The organism is Metabacillus crassostreae, from assembly GCF_016908395.1.
In the GTDB taxonomy this organism is placed as follows: Bacteria; Bacillota; Bacilli; order Bacillales; family Bacillaceae; genus Metabacillus; species Metabacillus crassostreae.
Genome location: NZ_JAFBDU010000022.1, coordinates 1 through 1,429, shown reverse-complemented (window position 1 = coordinate 1,429; position 1,429 = coordinate 1). Strand labels below are relative to the sequence as shown.

Here is a 1,429-nt window from a genome sequence, read left to right as displayed (position 1 = left end):
TGGCGAAGAGGTCACACCCGTTCCCATGCCGAACACGGAAGTTAAGCTCTTCAGCGCCGATGGTAGTTGGGGGTTTCCCCCTGTGAGAGTAGGACATTGCCAGGTTGTATAACTACTATAATTATAGTGGTTTATATGGAGGATTAGCTCAGCTGGGAGAGCATCTGCCTTACAAGCAGAGGGTCGGCGGTTCGATCCCGTCATCCTCCACCATAGTTTTTTCACGTAGTGAAAATAACTTTCTATTACTCCTTTAAAGTGAAATATATGCAATTTATACGCCGGTGTAGCTCAACTGGTAGAGCAACTGACTTGTAATCAGTAGGTTGGGGGTTCAAGTCCTCTCGCCGGCACCACTATTTTAACTCATTATTAATAATGAGCCATTAGCTCAGTTGGTAGAGCATCTGACTTTTAATCAGAGGGTCGAAGGTTCGAATCCTTCATGGCTCACCATTTTTCACACCATGCGGGTGTGGCGGAATTGGCAGACGCGCTAGACTTAGGATCTAGTGTCCTTGTGACGTGGGGGTTCAAGTCCCTTCACCCGCACCAAAGTTTTTTCGCGAAGCGAAAATAACTTACAATAATTCAGTTATGAGAATATTGCGGAAGTAGTTCAGTGGTAGAACACCACCTTGCCAAGGTGGGGGTCGCGGGTTCGAATCCCGTCTTCCGCTCCAATTACTTCTATTGCCGGGGTGGCGGAACTGGCAGACGCACAGGACTTAAAATCCTGCGGTAGGTGACTACCGTACCGGTTCGATTCCGGTCCTCGGCACCAAAGTTTTTTGCGAAGCAAAAATAACTTACCTTTATTACTTCAAAACAAAAAATGTATCTTGAAGGATAAATCAAATGAACTTAGCGCCCGTAGCTCAATTGGATAGAGCGTTTGACTACGGATCAAAAGGTTAGGGGTTCGACTCCTCTCGGGCGCGCCATATAAGTGAAGTGAAAAGAAGCAAAAGTTAGTTGAAAACTTACTTTAAATAGATTGAAAATCTATGACCTTCTCATTCCATTTTTATTTATAGGACGGGAAGTAGCTCAGCTTGGTAGAGCACTTGGTTTGGGACCAAGGGGTCGCAGGTTCGAATCCTGTCTTCCCGACCATTTCTTTATATTTATTCGGGGCCTTAGCTCAGCTGGGAGAGCGCCTGCCTTGCACGCAGGAGGTCAGCGGTTCGATCCCGCTAGGCTCCACCAAAAAACTATTTTAAAAACTGTTTGACAATCAACATTATAACATGTTAAGCTTATAAAGTTGTTTCAAACAAATGATCTTTGAAAACTAAACAAAACCAAGCGTGCCAACGTTAATTTCGATTAACAAAACGTACTATATAGTACAAAATGAAATACATGAGCAAGTCAAACACTACTTTATTGGAGAGTTTGATCCTGGCTCAGGACGAACGCTGGCGGC

The 1,429-nt window shown here is 44.5% G+C and carries 9 tRNA genes and 1 rRNA gene; all 10 read left to right on the top strand.

Annotation, left to right across the window (positions count from 1 at the left end):
• Positions 1 to 105, top strand: a 5S ribosomal RNA gene (gene rrf / locus JOC75_RS23745); the annotation flags it as partial.
• A gap of 32 nt (positions 106 to 137) precedes the next feature.
• Positions 138 to 213, top strand: a tRNA-Val gene (locus tag JOC75_RS23740).
• A 67-nt stretch (positions 214 to 280) separates the two neighbouring features.
• Positions 281 to 356: transfer RNA gene (locus tag JOC75_RS23735), tRNA-Thr, on the top strand.
• 24 nt (positions 357 to 380) lie between these two features.
• Positions 381 to 456, top strand: a tRNA-Lys gene (locus JOC75_RS23730).
• A 13-nt stretch (positions 457 to 469) separates the two neighbouring features.
• Positions 470 to 555, top strand: a tRNA-Leu gene (locus JOC75_RS23725).
• 53 nt (positions 556 to 608) lie between these two features.
• Positions 609 to 683 (top strand) — tRNA-Gly (locus tag JOC75_RS23720).
• 12 nt (positions 684 to 695) lie between these two features.
• Positions 696 to 784, top strand: a tRNA-Leu gene (locus tag JOC75_RS23715).
• Positions 785 to 867: 83 nt separating this feature from the next.
• Positions 868 to 944: transfer RNA gene (locus JOC75_RS23710), tRNA-Arg, on the top strand.
• A 95-nt stretch (positions 945 to 1,039) separates the two neighbouring features.
• Positions 1,040 to 1,116 (top strand) — tRNA-Pro (locus JOC75_RS23705).
• 17 nt (positions 1,117 to 1,133) lie between these two features.
• Positions 1,134 to 1,209 (top strand) — tRNA-Ala (locus JOC75_RS23700).
• The last annotated feature ends 220 nt before the right edge of the window (positions 1,210 to 1,429 follow it).